The organism is Lawsonella sp. (assembly GCF_011525565.1).
Taxonomy (GTDB): domain Bacteria; phylum Actinomycetota; class Actinomycetes; order Mycobacteriales; family Mycobacteriaceae; genus Lawsonella; species Lawsonella clevelandensis_A.
The window spans coordinates 307,825-327,388 of record NZ_WVRS01000001.1; the positions used below are offsets into that span (position 1 = coordinate 307,825).

Genomic DNA, 19,564 nt, shown 5'->3' on the forward strand with positions numbered 1-19,564 from the left:
CTGTATTCCTCAGACGAAGAGGAGGACTCCTCACAAAGTGTTCTCACAGAATATTAGCGTCTAGTGGCAAAAGCTAGCAGAGTGGTCCACGCGCCTTTTCATACGCGGCACCAACCCGATAAAGACGAGCATCCTCCAAAGCTGGAGCCATAATCTGCAGACCCACAGGCATTCCAGAATCCGATGCCAGTCCAGATGGAACGGACATACCACAAATACCTGCCAAGTTCAGAGGCAACGTGTAAAGGTCGAAGAGATACATGGAAAGTGGATCGTCAACTCGCTCTCCCAGCTTGAATGCCGTCTGCGGAGTAGTCGGCGAGATCAACACATCTACCTGCTCATAGGCTTTTTGGAAGTCCTGTGCAATAAGCGTACGAACCTTCTGTGCCTGCGTATAGTACGCATCGTAGTAGCCAGCAGAAAGAGCATACGTACCAATGATGATGCGGCGTTTAACTTCCTTACCAAAACCAGCAGCACGCGTCAGAGACATCACCTCGTCAACCGAATGAGTCCCATCATCGCCCACCCGGAGTCCGTAGCGCATTCCGTCAAAGCGGGCCAGATTAGACGACACTTCAGAGGGAAGAATGAGGTAATAAGCAGCCAATGCGTAGGGGAAGTTCGGGCAAGACACCTCAACGATTTCTGCGCCCAACCCTTGCAGAGTTTCAACTGCCTGACGGAAAGACTCCGCTACTCCAGGTTGACATCCCTCATCAGTGAGGAATTCCTTAATAAGGCCAATCTTCACACCGGAAAGATCTTTATTCTGACCCTCCAATGCGGCATCCACCATATTGGGAATTTCTACCGACAATGATGTGGAATCATGATCATCATGGCCAGCAATAACATTGTGCAGCATGGCCGTATCCAACACGGTACGAGCACACGGACCACCCTGATCCAGGGACGATGCACACGCTACCAGACCATAGCGAGATACTGTGCCATAGGTGGGCTTCACCCCTACCGTGGCGGTAAGAGCTGCCGGCTGACGGATTGAACCACCCGTATCTGTACCAATAGCTAGCGGAGCTTCATAGGAGGCCAACGCCGCAGCGGAACCACCACCAGAACCACCCGGAGTACGCTCCTTATCCCACGGGTTATAGGTGGGACCATACGCAGAGTTTTCCGTAGAAGAACCCATGGCGAACTCATCCATATTGGTCTTACCCAATATGGGGATGCCAGCTTCGCGGAGCTTCTTCACAACAGTCGCATCATACTGTGGGACATAACCCTCCAGAATTTTCGATGCGCATGTTGTCGGTGCATCAACCGTTGTGAAAATATCCTTCAAGGCAAGTGGAACACCCGCTAGCGGAGAAGCCGGTTCCTTACCAGCTGCAACATCCTCATCCACCTTGCGAGCAGTTGCTAAAGCTTCCTCCGCGCCAACATGTAGGAAAGCATGGATATCGCCATCGATTTCTTGAATACGATCCAAGAAGGCTTGCGTTACTGCAACAGATGATAGTTCCCCTGCATGTATACGCTGTGCCAGCGTATATGCATCCATAGAAAGAATAGAATCAGCAGGAACAGTACGAAGATCACTCATTATCGTTATTCCCCTCCCTCACTCAGAATCTGCGGAATGACGATACGGCCATCCTCTACTTCAGGAGCCTGACTCAATACTGATTCCTGCGACAAACAAGGCTTGGTAACATCCTCATGCGCAATATTCTGGATAGCCACTGGATGGCTCATTGCGTCAACGCCTTCAGTGTCAAGCTCCGTGATGACATTCACGTGCTGCAAAATATCCTTAATTTGACCAGCCAACTCATCTAACTCATCATCAGCTAACGCCAAACGCGCTAGTTTCGCGAGGTGAGCGACATCGTCACGGGTAATACCGTCCACTGAAGCACCTTTCTTCGGAATCGTACTATGCAAATGCTTATGTACTGTGCAAATGCTACCGCGTCGCGGTGGGAACAGGCCACACGTAGCAACGAACAATGAGTCCTGGAACAGGACTCCAAAAACGCGAGCGTTCCAGTTGGAACCCCATGCGCTCATACACTCGGTGAGCCGGAACCATGTTCTCCCTAGTTGAGAGTACTACTGTGTGAAAACCATTCTGAACAGCATATTCCTGGCAAGTACGCACAAGTGTCGACCCAATACCGCGCCCCTGCGCTGCCTCATCTACAGCGAGTGTACGTAGTTCAATTTCCCCCTCTTGCGCAATTGATGCCCAAGGATTACCACCTGCTGCCAATGTAACAGCACCCAAAATCTGATCGGTGACATCATCAACAGCAACAAAATTGGCATCCGCATTCTGAAAACGCGGAGTGACATCACGCAAGATATCGAGATAAGGAGAATTGGGATCTTCATAAGGGGTAAATGTGGTAGCCGTCATTTCCCCCACTATCTGCAGATCCTCTTCACGCATTGGACGGATAGTAAACCCAGTAGTAGACCCAGTGCGATTCTTATCGCTCATGCACGTTTCTCCTTTAACGCTGCTTCGCCACCGTGTAGTAGCACAACAAATTCTTCCTCATTAAGAACAGGAATACCTAAAGCCTCTGCTTTAGTAAGTTTTGAGCCAGCATGAGCACCAGCAACAACGTAGTCAGTTTTCTTGGAAACAGAACTGGCTGCCTTACCACCATGGGAGACAATAGCCTCCTTCACAGAATCGCGCGTAAAGCCTTCTAATGAACCGGTAGCAACCACCGTCAACCCCTCTAGCGTGTGGGGCTGATCCTCCTCATGGGAATCCTCCATACGGACTCCCGCAGCAGCCCATTTGTCAACGATATCGCGATGCCACTCTATAGAAAACCATTCCACAAGCGAATCTGCAATAATGCCGCCCACACCTTCTACCTCAGATAGCGTGGCTACTTCTCCACTCATAGCCAAGTGCTGAATTTTCTGCAGACTACCAAATGCTGTTGCTAGAGAACGAGCAGCGGTGGGCCCAACATGGCGAATGGAAAGAGCAACGAGAATCCGCCACAATGGCCGTTCTTTTGCCTCTTCTAAGTTTTGTAGTAACTTCTCCCCAGTCTTGGACAAGATGACGCGCTGTCCATCGACCTCGCCTACTGCAGTATGCGCATATTTAGGATCCGTATCCACATTACGGGGTGCACGCCGCGTATATTGCTGTGTTTTTAACAAATCTGCAGCAGTGATGGTGAAAAGATCCCCTTCATCATGCAAAATATTCCGCTCGTACAGATCACGGGCCCCCTTCTCCCCAAGCGCCTCAATATCGAGGGCGGCCCGACTCGCAAGATAAAACAGACGTTCCCGCAACTGCGCCGGACATCCATGTGTGTTGGGGCAACGCCAGTCCTGGTCAGATTCTTTTTCTGGGGCAAGAAGAGCACCACATTCAGGACAGTGTGTGGGAAAGATGAATTCTTTTTCCTCACCCGTACGCGCATCAACGATAGGGCCTAAAACCTCGGGGATAACTTCTCCAGCTTTTCTAATGACGACCTGGTCGCCAATGAGAACACCCTTACGTTTCACTTCAAACTGGTTGTGCAACGTCGCATTAGATACTGTTGAGCCGGCAACAGTGACAGGTTCCATAAAAGCATAGGGTGTGACACGTCCAGTTCGCCCTACAGAAACGCGAATATCCAGCAGTTTCGTTATAGCTTCTTCGGGTGGATATTTATAGGCAACAGCCCACCGCGGTACACGTGATGTTGCCCCCAGTCTGCGTTGTTCCGCAATGTTATTGAGTTTTACAACTAATCCATCAGTTTCATGTTCACTTTCGGCACGATGTTCACCCCAGTACCGCATCTTGTTAAGGACCTCATCGATACCGTGGACGCATTCTGTTTTATCGGAAACATGCAATCCCCAAGACGCCATAGCTTGATAGGCCTCCCACTGCGTCGTAGGATGAAAACCTTCAGTTTTCCCTAAGCCATGACAAATCATACGAAGATGGCGACGAGCCACCTCTGCCGGATCTTTTTGACGGAGAGATCCCGCCGCAGCATTGCGTGGATTAGCAAAAGGCTTAGGTTTCCTGTCAGCTTCTGCTGCCTCATTAATAATTCGTTCATTAAGTGCAGCAAAGTCATCAAGAGCAAAAAACACTTCCCCGCGCACTTCTAACAGAGCAGGGATCGGGTAATCCGGATTTTCACGCAAATGCGTGGGGATATCAACAATAGTGCGCGCATTGAGGGTAATATCCTCCCCCACTCGCCCATCACCGCGAGTAGCAGCACGGTCCAAAACACCATTTCGATACACCAGATCTATTGCGGCACCATCGATTTTCAGTTCCGTAAGATATTCCTGGTGTGTCCCCACCTCATTTTCCAGCCGAGTAAGCCACTCCGTTAATTCTTCTGGACTAAAAACATCGTCTAAACTGAGCATTCTCTCCGGATGCTCAACAGACTGAAAAGTAGTCTCGAAACCACCACCTACCAACTGTGTAGGTGAGTTAGGTGTACGGAGTTCGGGGTATTCGTCTTCGAGTGCTACTAGCTCATAGAAAAGCTTGTCGAACTCACTATCTGCAATGATGGGTGAATTCATAACGTAGTAGCGGAATTGGTGGTCCCGCACAGTGTCCGCTAGCTCATTCCACCGCTGCTGAATAGTTGAGTCAATCACGTCTTTAGCCTAACGTTTCCACACCACGAAGTTAACCAAATTTGCTACAGCCAGAGAGTAACCTGAAGAACAGTTTTGTGCATATTCTGCGATTGCTTACCTCAGAGGAGTATCCATGGCAGACAGTTTCTTTAACCCTCACCACGTGTGCTCTTTCGACCTCGAAACTACTGGTCCAAACCCACGCACCGCACGCATTGTCACATCCTCATGCCTAAACATTGATTTCCCCGACACTACGTCATCGGCAGAACCCCTCATTGAGGCCCATAATTGGCTTGCTGATCCCGGATGCGATATTCCTGCCGCCGCAAGCGCAGTCCACGGCATCTCAACAGAAAAAGCGCGCACAGAGGGACGCCCCCACCAGGAGGTTGCAGAGGAGACTGTCTCTTGTCTTTACGATGCGTGGGAGGACAATCGCGCAGTTATCGTCTACAACGCCTCATTTGATCTCACTATCCTGCGCCATTGGGTTCCCAGTTTTGAGATTCGTGGGTTAGTAATAGACCCCTACGTTATTGACCGCGCACTGGATAAATATCGTCAAGGCAGACGCACGTTAACCATGGTGTGCGCACATTACAACGTTTCTCTCGACAATGCTCACCAGGCTGATGCGGATGCATTGGGGGCTGCACAGCTGGCACTCCGTCTCGCGGAAACCTATCCCCAGCTTTGTACAACACCCACTGCGGAATTAATGACGCAGCAGACTGAGTGGCAGAAGGAACGTCAGCAGAGCCTGCGTGACTATCTGGCACGGGTAGGACGTAACTATAGCACTGTAGAAACGGAATGGCCGTTACTGGGGCCACTCGTTGAGGACTAACGCTGGTACTTCTGCAAGAGCTCCCACATACTCCGCTACACTTTCCGCAGGACGAAACGGCACAGCATTAAACGTGGTATTGGACACGGTACTGGCTGCCCACCGCAATGTTGTATCATGTACAGCTGGTATTTTCTCTACCTGTGGAGGAACAGCTATATCGTGTAGCACTTGTGCAATGCGCTGTGCCTGAGTGCGCCACTGCTGGCGTGGCACCGCCACTGGTAGCGATATAGTTCTAGGCTAGTTCCCCACTGGTCATACAGCTCTCCTAGAGTATCGCGCTGCTCTGCCGTTGGTCGCAGAGAAAATGGCAGAGCTAAACGCAATGTCTTTGCACGTATTACCGAATCACAGTAGCGAGTCCAGGTATGGTCCGGAAACTGCGTCATATCCGGTAGACGTAGGACAACGCGACCTGGCGCTACTGCCCCACTAGCACCCCATTGGGACAGTAATGTTCGCATATCGGGAATGGGCATACTCTCCCATATATGTATCCCAGATAGACTTCCATCGAATACTGACTGTGCTTCAGTCTCGTCAATGACAATCCACACATCACGGCCCGTACGATGCGTTATTTCGTTGATGACATGGGCAACCATTTCCGCATATTGCTCCATGAGGTCCCGCACTGCACCTGCATCTGTCCACATCCAATGCCCGTTGGAAAGTTCCACATGGGAAAGGCAGGTGACAGGTCCTGCGAGCGGTACCGTCAGTTTCCCCTCCGCTGTACCTGTTGTTTCGATAGTTTCTTCCAGTAGATCCAGATCTTGCTCTAGGAGTGAACAGGCAGACCGGTGAAAACGCGTTTCATGCGCTCCGCAGGTAAAAGTACGTATCCCATAGCCCCATACCATGTCTGGTAGCAGAGCTGTCATTCGTCCTACTGGTGACGCTTCATAGCCACGCTCCGGAAGAACAGGAAAGAAGAAACTCGGACTGGCTTCTCCCGCAATTGTGGCAAGGGTAAGCCGCATATCCGTACCGGGATAGGTTCCCTCTGCACGTATGTCCACTAGATATCCTCTGCGGCTATTGTCTCTGTGGTTGTAGCAGAAGAATGTTCACTGGGGAATTCTTTGTACAGATCATCACGGTTGCGCGCCGTAGCGTGGATAGTGACAGATCCAAGGACAATATCTCCGGCCGGATCTGGCTGGTAAAGCACGGCAGTTTGCCCACATGCGACACCACGCAACGGTGTATCCGTATGAATAGTGACAACTCCACCTGTCATCTCCGCTGGTGTACCTGCAGTGTTAGTATCCGCAGCACCTATTTCAACGGTGCATGGTACGGGTGTAGCGTGTGCTCGTACTTGTACTTCACAGCGCAATTGGTAATGTTCACCAGCTGCCGCAATAGTGGCTAATTCCGTTACTAACCAGTTTCCAGGCCATCCCTGTAAATAGTTAGTTGCCAACATGTCTCGCGTACCAATAAGAACCGTATTACGGCGCACATCAATACCCACCACATAGCGTGGTAATCCATCGGGTAGTGGACCAGGGAGCCCTAGTCCCTTCCGCTGACCAATTGTAAAACCGTATGTACCGTGGTGTTCCGCAACGGTTTTCCCCGTCACCATATCGACTACTGGGCCAGGTCGATCACCGAGCCGAAGGTGAAGGAAACCACGTGTATCTCTATTGGGAATGAAACAGATATCAGTAGAGTCTGGTTTCGATGCCACACTGAAACCGTGTGCAGCAGCTTCCTTCCGAATATCAGGTTTTTCGGTATCACCACAGGGGAAAAGTGAGTGATCAAGTTGGTGTCGGTTAAGCACACCTAACACATACGATTGGTCTTTCGCCGAGTCCACACCACGGCGCAGCATGCCGTCAGTAATCTGTGCGTAATGGCCAGTGGCCACAGCGTCATATCCCAAGGCAAGGCCACGTTCGAGGAGAGCATCAAATTTAATTCGTTCATTGCACCGCAAGCACGGATTAGGTGTCTCCCCTAGTTCATACGTGGTAACAAAATCCTCAATGACGTGCGAACGGAAACGCTCAGAAAAATCCCACACGTAAAACGGGATGCCTAATTGATCAGCAACACGACGCGCATCGCTAGAATCTTCCAGAGAACAACAACCACGCGCGCCAGTCCGTAATGTCGCTGGAGCACTGGACAGTGCAAGATGGATGCCCACTACCTCGTGCCCAGCATCAACTAGGCGGGCAGCAGCTACGGAAGAGTCAACACCTCCGGATAAGGCAGCTAGTACACGCATGGGTATAGCCTATGCCAGACCAGCTAAACGAGCACGTTCCACCACCTGAGGTAAAGCGTGAAGAAGCGTATCAATATGCTCCTCTGTTGTGGTGTACCCCATGGAAAGACGCAGTGTACCACGCGCTTGTTGAGCAGGAATGCCCATAGCGAGCAATACTTCAGAAGCCTGTGCCACACCAGCACTACACGCAGCACCAAGGGAGACACTCACATCCTTACCATCGAGAAGCATAAGAAGGGCATCACCTTCACAACCAGGGAATGTAGCTGACACTATCCCGGGAAGAACGGGAGTATCCGCCCCACAGGTTGCTTCTTCTGGACCATTGATAATGACATCGTCGACGGCAGCATGTAGTCCATCAATCAGTCGCTTTCGCAAGGCAACAAGCCGTACAGTTTCTTCGTGTTGTTGTGCGATAGCGGATCGTAGCGCAGCAGCCATACCAACAATGCCCAAAAGATTCTGTGTCCCTGGGCGCAAACCTCGTTCCTGCCCACCGCCGTGAAAAAGAGGGATGAGGGGGGCATCACGGCGAGCCAGAAGAACCCCTACACCGGTAGGTCCTCCAATTTTTTGGGACGCAACCGACATAGTGGTGATGCCGGGATGTGAAAAATCTACCGGAATATGTGTTGCTGCTTGCACTGCATCCACGTGGAAAGGAACATCATGAGATAGTGCTAGATCTGCTAGTTCGGTTATAGGCTGAACAGTACCTGTCTCATTATTAGCAGCCATTACCGTCAGTAGTAGCGGTACATCGTCTTGGTTCAGTCGCTCCGCAACAACATCAGGAAGAACACGTCCCTCCGCATCAACAGGAAGAATATCCAAATCGATACCGAAATAGTGATGTCGATAGTCGGAAAGCCACTTCGCCGTATCACTAACGGAATGATGCTCCACCGCACTAAGGAGCAAACGATGGCATTCCTGCCCGGCGCGCTGTAATGCCATACCTTTGAGAGCCAGATTGTCTGCTTCTGTACCTGAGCTAACGAAAATAACTTCGCTGGGGCGGGCCCCTAGATTATCTGCGATAGACTCACGTGCTTCTTCTAGATGACAGCGGGCTCGTCTTCCCACGGAATGTGCACTGGAAGGATTGCCTATATCACTAGCCAAGGTACACATTGCTTCCAACGCTTCTGGCCGCAATGGGGTAATAGCAGCGTGGTCGAAATATGCGGCATTAGCTAGAGATTCTGGATCTTCACAGAGCATTCGGTGTCTTTCTTCAGCTATGAGTCAACGATGACTGTTGTCAGCTGCGTGCTTTGAGCAGTTCAATAAGTTGCGGCACAATTTCTTCTACATCACCAACAATTCCCAGGTCGGCGAGTGAAAAAAGTTGTGCGTCGGGATCATTGTTGACAACCACAATATGTTTAGAATTTTGCATTCCCGCTTTGTGCTGGATAGCGCCCGAAATACCTAGCCCAATGTAGAGATCGGGATTGACGGTGACGCCAGTTTGCCCAATTTGGAGAGTTCCTGAGCAGTATCCAAGATCTACCGCGTCACGCGTGGTGCCTACTGCAGCGCCTAGTTGGTCGGCAAGTCCCTCAACATAGTCGTGGAATCCTTCTGCCGATCCCACACCGCGGCCACCAGCTACAACAACTTTTGCTTGAGTGAGGTTGGGACGGTCGCTCGGGGCGTCTTCTTGCCATTTCATAATTTTGACGCTGCGTCGAATAGTGGGGTCTGGTAAAGAGACTGTACGAATTTCTACGGTTTTTTGGTCGTCCTGCGAAATTTCGGAGATATCGATAACGCCGTTACGAAGTACTACCACTGGGTAGCGTCCGTGTATTTCGGCGGCGACGTCAAGCTGTGATCCGAAGATGGAATGTGTGACGTGGGTGATATCGGTAAGAGCGACAACATCGGAGGCAAGTCCAGAGCCGAGGCGTACGGCAATACGGCCAGCAATTTCGCGGTTCATAATGCTATCGGGAAGGAGAACGCCAGCAGCGTCTTCGGCGATAGCGATACTACTAACAAGATCAACGGTGGGGGTGGCGAAGAAAGTAAAAGCGTCCTTGTCTTCGGCAGCGTGGAGAACGTCTACACCGTAGGGGGCGATTGCCTCCGCGAGAGTTTCTGAAACGCCTGGTTCACAGACGACTATTGCATGCACCGTATCTATGGATCGGGCAGCGGTGAGAGCTTCAAGGCTAGATTGTGTGGGGCGTACCTGGTCGCCGCGGCCAGTGTAGGAAATGGGGACAAGAATAGTCATAGGTCATAGTCTCCTATACAAGCTTCTTTGCGACGAGGTAGTTCATGATGCGTTGAGCACCATCACCGTTATCAACAAAAATATCGCCTTGCGATTTGGCAGGCCGTTCTTCAGTAGCGGTTACTGTTGTGCCGGCACCTTTTTGCCCTACTTGTGTGGGAAGGACACCAATATCCGCAAGAGTCCATTCTGTAACTTCCTTTTTCTTGGCAGCCATAATGCCTTTGAAGGAGGGGAAACGGGGTTCGTTCATTGTTTCTGTGACGGAGATGAGGGCGGGCATTTCCGCGGTGAGCTGGTAGGTAAAGCCGTCTGTGGCACGCTCAGCGATGAGGGATCCATCAGGTTCAACGGTGAGGGAATGGATGCTGGTAAGAGCTGGAATACCTAGGTACTCAGCAACGATTGCAGGTACAGTGCCCGCACCTGCATCTGATGATTGGTCACCGCAAACGATAAGTTTTGTATCTTCGATATGGCCAAGAGCGTTTGCAAGAACCCAAGAGGTTTGGATGGCATCGGAACCAACGAGAGCGTCATCGCAGATGTGAATGCCACGGTCTGCCCCCATTGCCATGGCGCGACGCAGTGCTTCGACGGCACTGTCAGGGCCCATAGTGAGAGCAATGATCTCATGTGGGGTTTCCAGGATATCATTGAGCTGTACAGCGGCTTCCACAGCATGCTCATTAGTTTCGTCTAAGATCTTGTCAACGTTTTCGCGGTTGAGACGAAAATCGTCGGTCAAGGAATTGTCTGTCTCATAGTCAGGAACTTGTTTTACAAGAACGACTGTGGCTGACATGTAAACCTCCTGCTTGAGGGTGCACTAGCGGAAATACGCCTGCAAAGATGGTAACTCTAATAGCTTTTTCAACCTAGTTTTCTCTCCATTTGGCGCTTAGTTTTGACATGTATTGACCCGTATTTGTCCATTGACCCGTATTTATCGTGGTTTACAAATGCTGAACTGGCCAAGAGGGTGGAACTATTGTCCAATGCGGCGAGCCTCGCAGAGAAATGCCACTGCATTGCTTCCCACGCGGCTAATAACCAGGGTACGGGCGGGAGCGTCCGATACTGGTTTAGGAAGAATTGCTTTCCGTAGGTGTGCTGGGTCAACGTCAACGCCGCGTACCAGGATTTCTATGCTTGATGTGGGGTAATGCCGTAGCGCCTTCTTGATGTCTGCGACGCGGTAACGCATTTGCTCTACCACTGGATAATAGGCAACCCCTGCAGGTGCGGCAGAACCCGTAAGATGAGCAATACGCGTATCCAGTTGCCACAGTCCGTGCCGTGCTGCCCAGTGTCGCACCAGCCCGGCGCGCACAATTGCCCCGTCTGGTTCGATGAGGATTTCTCCTACTTCTCTGGTAGGAACATCTGCGGCAGCGGCCTCGTTGGCGGCACTGTTTGTTATCTGGTCAACGATCTGCCCGTTTGAGCTCAGTATGGTGGCGCGGCGTCTGGTGTATCCGTCGTTATCCTCTGCCACATTCACTGCTGTGCCTGCTATACGGTTAAGCAGATCGACGGACCATAGGGCGGCCTCTTTTACTCCCCCATCGTGTGATCCGGTAATGGAAATAATCTCAACTTCTCCCTGCCAGGGGCCTGTGCCCCACCCGTCTGCGAAAAGTTTGTCCCACTCGATACCAGGGGCGCATTTCATCAGGTACGGGCGCTGACGATATGCCTCCAGGACAGCTGTCAGTGAGGGGGTGGTGGCATCGGGTCCCCGGTAGCGTCTTTGTCCTGTGGCGGTTCGCCGGGCAGGATCTAGCAGGGTGATGACGTCGCTCCCCCATACGGGGTGGAGACAATCCGCTTCCTGGAATGCGACTGTGGGAACATTGTGGCGCGCCATAGCTAAACGAGCCTGATCAATATCTGACCCGCTGAGTTCTCCTGTGCTGCCAGCCTGGACTAGTGCGGCCACTTCTGTTCCCACTGAGCAGGTGGCATCGTGAATAGGCTGTGCAATCGTACTATCACTACTGAGAAGTCGACGGGATCGGTAGTGTGTTACCGCATAGGGAGTAGCTTGTTGAACTGCTGCCAAAGTGAGAAACCAGTGGGCACTGGCAGGCCCTAGTTTTTCCACTGCCCGCTGCCGTGCTTGCACCAGATCAATTGTCCCATTCAGTATTTCTGGCGTGAGATCTGGATAGTGTCTCCGAAGTTGTGCCGTTGACGAGAGACTATCTGCGGGAGTCCACGATAAAGCGCTTACAGCATTAATGAGATCTTCTCCAGCAGGAGTGGTCCACCACTCTACTAGTTCAGGGGAAGCTACTATCGTCACAGTTCGCTGCCTTATCCGTTTTATGGTTGTATTTACACTTATTTACACTGTGGAACTATAGGTGTTCAGCGGCCAGATAGATCCATACTGTGACGGCCTCGTGCATAGTCACGATGTGCGAAAAAGCGCCCATCTTCCCTGGTAACGGTAATGGGCTGTGCGAAGGCATCCGACATAGTTTGCGATGTAATGACGTCTGCAATAGGACCTTGGTGAACTACCTGTCCTTCACGCAGGATCATTGCGTGGGTAAAACACCGTGGGATTTCCTCTACGTGGTGCGTCACCATAACCATGGCAGGGGCTTGTGGATCTTGTGCGAGAAGTTCTAACAGTTCAATAACATCTTCTCGGCCTCCTAGATCGAGACCAGAAGTGGGTTCGTCAAGAAGTAACAGTTCTGGCACCGCCATAAGAGCTCGCGCAATAAGGACACGCTTCTGCTCCCCTTCGCTTAACAGGCCAAAGGGACGATCGTGTAAATGAATAACAGAGAAATCTTCCAGTAATGCTGTTGCCCTATCGAGGTCTTCGGGAAGGTATTCCTCTTTCCACCGACCAAGCATGGAATATCCGGCAGATAGGACAACATTGAGGACAGTTTCTTGGGCGGGTACATGACGCGCTAAAGCAGCGGAGGACACTCCTATGCGAGTTCGTAATTCGGTGAGATCAGTATGCCCGAATTCTTCCCCGAGGACGTTCAGAGTTCCTCGAGATGGGTACAGATCGCCAGTTAGAAGGCGTAGGAGGGATGTCTTTCCGGCACCATTAGGCCCAAAAATAATCCATTGTTCACCCGCATTAACACGCCAGCTAAGGGGACCCACAAGAGTGGTATCGCCGCGGTAAAGTAGGACGTCACGCGCATCTACAACATTCCCCCATGATACAGTTGCACCATTGTGTGCTGAATGCTGTGTTGGATACTGTACTGGACTATCAGCGAAAGCCACCTCAGACCCCTTCCTCTTGCTCTCTAGTGATGGTATCAGCGGTACCGTTTATCCACTATGCTGATATCGAAGAGTGATATCTTTTTAGGGAGAAACCGCAGTGATCGGACGGTTCGGTGTTACTAATGTCCAGCCCGTTGTCGATAATGGAAACTCTCCTTCTAAAGCTGTTGTAGGAGAAGTTATTCCGGTCAGCGCAACCGCATGGCGCGAAGGGTACAACAAACTTGCTTGTACGCTCTGGGTAAAGGGTCCTGACCATACTAAAGCGCAGCGTATTAGCATGACGCCTGGTGATATCGACGATACTTTTCACGCTTGCTTTGTCCCCGATACTGAAGGAATGTGGACATTCCGCATTGATACATGGTCAGATGTTCGTTCTACGTGGGTACACGACATCACTGCGAAGATTAATGCGGGCCAAGAAGCTCACGACCTTGCTAACGATCTTGAAATTGGTGCCGAAATACTGGAAGCCGCATTGCTTCAAAACAGTAAAAAAACTGTAAAAGCAGTGCTTCAAGAGGCTATTAACGCCTTACGCGACACTACTCTTGCACTACCTGAACGCGTTGGTCCGGCCCTCTCTAAAAAAGTTACAAAGATCCTTGCCAAACGTCCCGTACGAGATCTCCTCACTCATGGGAAGCCTTACCGCATATGGGTCGATCGTACGAAGGCAATGTTTAGCTCCTGGTATGAGCTCTTCCCCCGGTCTACAGGTGGTCGTGACAAGAATGGCAAACCAGTTCACGGTAGCTTCTCCACCACGGAAAAAGAGTTAAAACGCATTGCCGACATGGGATTCGATGTTGTCTATTTTCCTCCCATTCACCCCATTGGAGAAGTGAATAGAAAAGGGCGTGACAATTCTCTTACCGCAACACCACAAGATGTTGGCAGCTCCTGGGCTATTGGTTCTAAAGAGGGCGGTCACGACGCAACCCATCCACAGTTGGGAACTAAGAAAGATCTTGCCCACCTTGTTAAAGCTGCCCGCAAGCAGGGCTTAGATGTTGCCCTCAGCCTTACCTTGCAGTGCGCTCCAGACCATCCATGGGTGCAGTCACACCCCGAATGGTTCACTATCCTTCCCGATGGGTACCTGGCTGTTGCGGAAAATCCTCCGCATAAATACCCCGATATTTATCTTCTCAACTTCGACAATGACTATGACGGGCTGATACAAGAAATCGAGCGTATCGTCCGTGTATGGATAAAAAGAGGCGTCCGCATCTTCGCCGTCGACCGACCCGATAGTAAGCCGGGAATGTTCTGGGAAGACCTTATCTCTCGCATTAAAAAGACAGATTCAGATGTTCTTTTCCTTGCTGAAACATTCACCCGCCCTGCTCCTATGTTCGGTCTTGCACGTTTGGGCTTTTCGCAGTCCTACACGCACTTTATATGGAAAACAACAAAGCAAGAATTAGAGGAGTTCAGTCTCCACACACTCCGCCACCTCGATGAAGCCCGGCCAAATCTTTTTACTAATACTCCCAGTGTGCTACAGGAAAATCTGCACGATGGTAACCCGCAAATGTTTGCCATCCGTGCTGCCCTGGCAGCTACCCTCTTTGCCAGCTGGGGTATGTACTCCGGTTTTGAAATCTGTGAACATGCTGTTCTACCAGGTTCGGAGGAATACCTCCACTCTGAAAAATATGAACTCCGTCCACGCGATTTCGCCCAAGCCTGCGCAGAGGGAAAGAGCGTAGAGCCGTGGATTACTACCCTCAACCGTATTCGTCGCGAGCATCCAGCACTACAGCAAAATCGTCAGCTAGTTTTTCATCACTGCGATAATGATGCTGTTATTGCATACTCAAAATTCGATCCAAAAACTGGTGACTCTGTTTGTGTTGTTATTACTCTCAATCCACGAGAGACAGAGGAGACCACAATCAGTCTCAACATGCCTGCCCTAGGATTGGACTGGCACGACCACATAGACGTTTACGACGATGTCACACAACAAACTTTCCGCTGGACAGACTGCAATCATGTGAAATTAACACCAGAGGAGAGTATTGCACACATCTTTACGCTTCCGCGTATTCCACGGAAGCGTCGCGCACGTCTTTGCTATCGAAAAGATACCTAAAAAAGCAACGATGCTAATTGCTGCCGTGCGGCTAAAACTAGAGGATCGGCAGAGTCACACATAGCGAATAGCTTCACTAGATGGTCACGTGCTTTAGCTCTGTCATCACCAGTAGTGCGAGCGATCGTGTTGAGCAATCGCATAAATGCTGCTTCTGCTCCTACTTCTGTCATCTCTCGATCGGCTGCATCGCACTGTGCAGAAACATCGTCTAGGTGTGCGTCCGCTTTTGCAATAGTGTTCTCGTCAGTAGTGGCTGCACGGGCAAGCGTTTGGTACAGGGCTAATGCCGATTCTGCCGCGTGATCTCCCGGATGATGAGCCAAATAGTCATGCAGTAGCTTCTCAGCGGCAGCATAGTCGCCTTTATCGGCTAGTGCATCCGCTTCATCAACAATGCTAGGTGACGCAGGCACAGCATCTTCTGAGGTAGATCCAAACTCGCCAAAAGCGTCAAGTCCTGGAATAGTGCCATCGGCAGGAATAGGAGTCAATCGTCCGTTGACAACGTTAAGGAGAGCATCAAGCCATCCCCTTAGCTGCGCTTCCGGCTGCACACCCGCAAACGCATCAAGCGGACGTCCCTTCGCCATAGCCACTACTGTCGGTACAGATTGCGCTTTGAAGGCTTGCGCCAGCACTACTTCTTTTTCAGTATTTGCTGTCGCAAGGATCCATTGACCATGGTAATCAGCGGCTAACTTCTCAAGAAGAGGAGTGAACTGCTTACAAGGCTGCGACCAGTCAGCCCATAGTTCCACAACTACGGGAACATAGTCCGACACCTTGAGCATAGCTTCAAAGTTGGCTTCCGTAAGTTCAATAACGGTGGGGAGAGAGACACCATGAGATGTCTCTGTATCTGTTCTGAAAATAGTGCTCTCATTCTCAGCGGCACTAGCAGCAGTATGAGCACTATCCGCTGCAGCTCCCGTCATGCCTCCGTTTGGATGAGGCTGATGAGCTTTTGCACGTTGTTCTTCTTCGGCAACACGGGCTTCTGCAACTTTTTTGAGAGCAGAGAGATCAATATTTTCCACGAAACTTCCTCACCTCTTGCGTCATTACAAACAAGTGTATTCTTCTATCAAAAAAGCCGCAGCTCAGTACTCTCGATACCGCGTAATTCATCATAATCTAAGATAGCGCAACGGATTCCACGATCTTCCGCCAGTGTCTGCGCCTGCGGTTTAATACTCTGTGCAGCAAAAACTCCCATAACCGGCGCCAACAGTGGATCACGATTCAACATATCGAGATAACGGGTAAGTTGCTCAACCCCATCGATACCACCCACACGCTTAATCTCTACTGCCACTGCGCCTCCCTCCGCATCCCGACACAGAATGTCGACAGGGCCAATGGCAGTAGGGTACTCACGCCGTACCAACGTAAAACCTTCACCCAAAACATCAATATGCTCGGCTAAAAGTTCCTGAAGATGTTGCTCCACGCCATCTTTTTCAAGCCCAGGATCCGGTCCAAGCTCAATTTCTTCATCCAGCACAATATCTCCGATAAGAATACGGAGTTGCTCGCGTGCTTTATTCTCGACGACCCACAGTTTTTCTCCAGTGGGTACGTCATCTTCATCTAAGACATCTTGCTCGTCAAACCAACAGGGTGGTGTCATCCAATTCAGTGGTTTATAAGCGCGGTCATCTGCATGCACGCTAATAGAACCATCAGCTTTTATCAGAATAAGACGACGGGACATAGGAAGGTGGGCACTTAGCCGACCAACATAATCTACTTGGCAGTCTGCAATAACTAATCGCACCCCTCCTACGATAGGGCAGATTGTGTGGAAATGGGCATTACCTTGCTTAGAATGGAGCTATGTCAGGCTGCGAGTGTCCACTACCCCACGAACCTGTTTTTGGACAACCAACTACTCTTGCAACTCGCGAGGTATATCGGAATAACTGGATGGTAGTTACCGAATCTGATCTTCGGCAGGCAGATGGTTCTCCCGGGATCTATGGCGTTGTTCATAAACCCAGTGGGGTTGTCGTTGTGGCATGGCGGCCTTCCCAATGTCATAAAGAAGGCGAAGTTCTTATGGTGGAGCAGTACCGCTACGCTCTCCAGCGACGCTCCTGGGAATTCATCGCCGGGACTGCTCCACATCGTGCTGAGCAAAACCCAAATGACCTTGCGCAAAGAGAGCTCCGCGAAGAAACAGGCTATCGTGCAGCAACCGTCACTAAAGTTGGTTGTATTGACGTAGCTCCCGGATTCGTTGACCAAGTACAACATGTTTTTCTTATGCGTGACTTAACCCCTGGCTCGCCAGAAAGAGAAGATACGGAAGCCGATATAGTGTGCCGATGGTGGCCACTACCGAAACTAAAAAAGTCTATATCCGCTGGTCTTATTAATGATGCGCAGACCCTGGCTGCATGGTCATTGGTACAACTACATGTGGAGTTTTAGGCTTAAAGACAATGACTGCGCACTCTCCCAAACCACACCGGCCTCCGTACCCTCGTAGGTACATTACTCCGGTGGAATCATCCACAGAAGAGACTCCCAAGAAACACGAATCGCGGTTCGGGTCTCCTCTTCTCGGATCTGCTAACGACACACCGAAAAAAACACGAACTCGTATTTTTCTTCTTTTGTGGGCACTCCTCAGCGGCGCTCACTTATCCGGTGCTCTGGCATGTCTCCTCATTATCTCCAGCATTGTGCCGTCAGATCGTATCTTTGCTCCCGACGTCGCAACACTTACCTGGAAAGCAGTTCCTGCCTTTATCGCTATCTCTTATATTGTGGGAATTTCTGGGTGCTACTTCTATACAAACTATGCTTTGAAGTGGTTCGTCGATGAACAACCCCCTACAGAGAAAAATCGCACGCTAGTTTTACTCGGGCCGCGTTACCTGACACTTCTACAGCTCATTCTCTGGCTTATTGGGGCGCTTATTTTCGGCTGTTGTTATGGCCATATAGAACCCTCTATGGGGTTAAAAGTTGCCCTTACTGTTATCGTTGGGTCAATCATTATGGCGGCACTCTGTTTTCTCGCCTCAGAGTTCGCGCTCCGCCCCGCAGCTTCCGTTGTCCTCTCCCACTATGGGCCACAAAGCCGTACCGTCACGGGAATTGCGTCCCGCATGTTCCTCGTATGGTTGGCAGGTACCGGTTTGCCTATCCTAGGGCTTCTTCTTATTGGTGCTACGAATCTTCATACAACTGAATTCTCTATCCAAGAGATGTCACGCTTCATCGTCATCATTGCAGTATGCGTACTACTCTTCTCCGCTGTACTCAACCTGCAGATTTCCACGTACATCACTCCCCCATTGCAGCAAGTACGTCACGGCATGGAACGCGTATCAGTGGGTGATTTAGATACCGAAGTTGCAGTGTTCGATGGCTCTGAAATTGGTGGACTTCAAGCTGGATTCAACAACATGGTGCATGAGCTGCGCGAACAACAGCATATAAAAGACCTATTCCGCCAACACGTGGGGTCAAAAATTGCTGATCAGGCGCTCTCTGCTCAGCCTGAAGAACGAAACGTCACAAAGCGAGACGCTTCTGTCTTCTTTATTGACATTATTGGGTCTACAAAGCTCAGTTTAGAATACGACAGTTACACCGTTGTTGACCTGCTCAATCGCTTCTACACAATTGTTGTAGAGGAAGTTAATCGTGCAGGTGGAGTCGTTAATAAATTCGCCGGCGATGCAGTACTAGCCATTTTTAATGTCCCGGACGATCACCCGGATCCAGCAGGCGCATCACTCTATTGCGCTCGGGTAGTTATGAACCGTCTCGATCATGAACTTCCCGAGATTGCTGCCGCAGTAGGAATATCAGCAGGCCGTGTAGTTGCCGGCAATATTGGGTCAAAAGATCGTTACGAATACACCGTTATCGGTGATCCCGTCAATATCGCATCGCGCCTGTCTGAGCTTGCTAAACAAGAGCCCGGCCGTATTTTAGCGTCACAGAGAACAGTTAATATGGCCAATGAAGAAGAAGCCCATTTCTGGATGATTGACGGCGCAACAGTCCTACGAGGTCGCTCCGACGCAACCGTACTTGCACGCCCAGAAAACCCCGTTGTCACATCTTTTGCCCTACGCAAGGAACGACAGCAGCAGAACAAGCACCACGACGGCACTATGCAGACTAATACGCCCGACCACAACACCACACAGTTATAAAGTCGCTGCCCCACAAAAAGCTCTCCTCACAAGAAGAGTAAAAAGAGCACAAATA

17 protein-coding genes are annotated in these 19,564 nt (G+C 50.6%); 4 read left to right on the plus strand and 13 right to left on the minus strand.

The features are described 5' to 3' along the window. Positions 1–73: 73 nt before the first annotated feature. The 4 genes from gatA to ligA are packed head-to-tail and all read right to left on the minus strand — an operon-like array spanning position 74 to position 4,629. The gene (gene gatA / locus QZV76_RS01455; RefSeq protein WP_290595456.1) at positions 74–1,573 is read right to left on the minus strand and encodes an Asp-tRNA(Asn)/Glu-tRNA(Gln) amidotransferase subunit GatA; all 1,500 of its coding nucleotides are present in this window, start codon (positions 1,571–1,573) and stop codon (positions 74–76) included. Positions 1,574–1,578: 5 nt separating this feature from the next. Beyond that, positions 1,579–1,881 carry an Asp-tRNA(Asn)/Glu-tRNA(Gln) amidotransferase subunit GatC gene (gene gatC / locus QZV76_RS01460; protein ID WP_290595457.1) on the minus strand — a complete coding sequence of 101 codons (303 nt, stop codon included), beginning with the start codon at positions 1,879–1,881 and terminating at the stop codon, positions 1,579–1,581. 55 nt (positions 1,882–1,936) lie between these two features. Next, positions 1,937–2,473, minus strand: coding sequence for a GNAT family N-acetyltransferase (locus QZV76_RS01465; RefSeq protein WP_290595458.1), 537 nt, complete (start codon positions 2,471–2,473; stop codon positions 1,937–1,939). Beyond that, positions 2,470–4,629: an NAD-dependent DNA ligase LigA gene (gene ligA / locus QZV76_RS01470; protein WP_290595459.1), complete on the minus strand. Its 2,160-nt coding sequence runs from the start codon at positions 4,627–4,629 to the stop codon at positions 2,470–2,472. Before ligA ends, QZV76_RS01465 begins: the two co-directional genes overlap by 4 nt. Positions 4,630–4,744: 115 nt before the next feature. Here ligA and QZV76_RS01475 point away from each other — a divergent pair, with 115 nt between their 5' ends. Continuing rightward, on the plus strand, positions 4,745–5,461 hold the full coding sequence (locus QZV76_RS01475; protein ID WP_290595460.1) for a 3'-5' exonuclease: 717 nt from the start codon (positions 4,745–4,747) through the stop codon (positions 5,459–5,461). Between the two features lie 155 nt (positions 5,462–5,616). Here QZV76_RS01475 and QZV76_RS01480 read toward each other — a convergent pair whose 3' ends face one another. The 7 genes from QZV76_RS01480 to QZV76_RS01510 all read right to left on the minus strand — a co-directional run bounded on the left by QZV76_RS01480 (position 5,617) and on the right by QZV76_RS01510 (position 13,224). Further along, on the minus strand, positions 5,617–6,486 hold the full coding sequence (locus QZV76_RS01480; RefSeq protein ID WP_290595461.1) for a hypothetical protein: 870 nt from the start codon (positions 6,484–6,486) through the stop codon (positions 5,617–5,619). Further along, positions 6,486–7,709 carry a tRNA 2-thiouridine(34) synthase MnmA gene (gene mnmA / locus QZV76_RS01485; RefSeq protein ID WP_290595462.1) on the minus strand — a complete coding sequence of 408 codons (1,224 nt, stop codon included), beginning with the start codon at positions 7,707–7,709 and terminating at the stop codon, positions 6,486–6,488. Before mnmA ends, QZV76_RS01480 begins: the two co-directional genes overlap by 1 nt. A gap of 9 nt (positions 7,710–7,718) precedes the next feature. Continuing rightward, entirely contained in the window at positions 7,719–8,939 is a 1,221-nt protein-coding gene (locus QZV76_RS01490; protein ID WP_290595463.1) for a cysteine desulfurase family protein, read from the minus strand. A gap of 40 nt (positions 8,940–8,979) precedes the next feature. Beyond that, on the minus strand, positions 8,980–9,960 hold the full coding sequence (locus QZV76_RS01495) for an electron transfer flavoprotein subunit alpha/FixB family protein (protein WP_290595464.1): 981 nt from the start codon (positions 9,958–9,960) through the stop codon (positions 8,980–8,982). A 13-nt stretch (positions 9,961–9,973) separates the two neighbouring features. Beyond that, positions 9,974–10,765 (minus strand): electron transfer flavoprotein subunit beta/FixA family protein, encoded by a 792-nt coding sequence (locus QZV76_RS01500; RefSeq protein ID WP_290595465.1) that lies wholly within the window; start codon positions 10,763–10,765, stop codon positions 9,974–9,976. Positions 10,766–10,948: 183 nt separating this feature from the next. After that, complete coding sequence (locus tag QZV76_RS01505; protein ID WP_290595466.1) at positions 10,949–12,268, minus strand: class I SAM-dependent methyltransferase; 1,320 nt, start codon at positions 12,266–12,268, stop codon at positions 10,949–10,951. A gap of 65 nt (positions 12,269–12,333) precedes the next feature. After that, a complete protein-coding gene (locus QZV76_RS01510) occupies positions 12,334–13,224 on the minus strand; it encodes an ABC transporter ATP-binding protein (RefSeq protein ID WP_290595467.1) in 891 nt (296 codons plus the stop codon). Positions 13,225–13,324: 100 nt separating this feature from the next. Here QZV76_RS01510 and QZV76_RS01515 point away from each other — a divergent pair, with 100 nt between their 5' ends. Further along, entirely contained in the window at positions 13,325–15,331 is a 2,007-nt protein-coding gene (locus QZV76_RS01515; RefSeq protein ID WP_290595468.1) for a maltotransferase domain-containing protein, read from the plus strand. On the opposite strand, the gene QZV76_RS01520 is transcribed toward QZV76_RS01515, so the two are convergent. After that, positions 15,328–16,371, minus strand: a complete 1,044-nt coding sequence (locus tag QZV76_RS01520) for a tetratricopeptide repeat protein (protein ID WP_290595469.1) — start codon at positions 16,369–16,371, stop codon at positions 15,328–15,330. The genes QZV76_RS01515 and QZV76_RS01520 overlap by 4 nt on opposite strands. Positions 16,372–16,418: 47 nt before the next feature. Then, positions 16,419–17,111: an endonuclease NucS gene (gene nucS, locus QZV76_RS01525; protein ID WP_290595470.1), complete on the minus strand. Its 693-nt coding sequence runs from the start codon at positions 17,109–17,111 to the stop codon at positions 16,419–16,421. Positions 17,112–17,170: 59 nt separating this feature from the next. Between nucS and QZV76_RS01530 the strand changes: the two genes are divergently transcribed. After that, positions 17,171–17,767 (plus strand): NUDIX hydrolase, encoded by a 597-nt coding sequence (locus QZV76_RS01530; RefSeq protein WP_290595471.1) that lies wholly within the window; start codon positions 17,171–17,173, stop codon positions 17,765–17,767. Positions 17,768–17,838: 71 nt separating this feature from the next. Continuing rightward, complete coding sequence (locus QZV76_RS01535) at positions 17,839–19,509, plus strand: adenylate/guanylate cyclase domain-containing protein (RefSeq protein ID WP_290595472.1); 1,671 nt, start codon at positions 17,839–17,841, stop codon at positions 19,507–19,509. Positions 19,510–19,564: the final 55 nt, after the last annotated feature.